This is a genomic window from Pseudomonas sp. SDT291_1_S447 (assembly GCF_054070155.1).
This window is the reverse complement of the sequence record NZ_JBSVXS010000359.1, coordinates 1-276: the sequence shown is the minus strand read 5'-3', so window position 1 is coordinate 276 and position 276 is coordinate 1. Positions and strand designations below refer to the sequence as shown.

At 51.1% G+C, this 276-nt stretch carries 1 pseudogene; it reads left to right on the top strand.

Annotated features, from left to right (window positions below):
* A pseudogene (locus tag ACW9IR_RS29925) lies at positions 1-276 on the top strand (IS110 family transposase); the annotation flags it as partial.

Sequence of the window (276 nt, the reverse complement as noted above, 5' to 3'; positions counted from 1 at the left end):
TGTACAGGTCAAGTCGGTTGACCAGCAGGTGCTGTCGACCGTGCATAAGCTGTGTAAATCACTGGTGAGTCGACGTACTGGAGTGATCAACCAAGTGCACGGATTCTTACTGGAGTTTGGCGTTATCTTTCCCGCAGGCTACGCCGCGCTGGATCGGGTTCCTGTATTGATGGAGGAGCACAATCTACCTCTACGCCTGCGCCAAGCTATTAATCGGATGCTTGATGACATTCGCCAATTGACCAGCGAAATCAAAGCGCTGGATATCGAGATCAA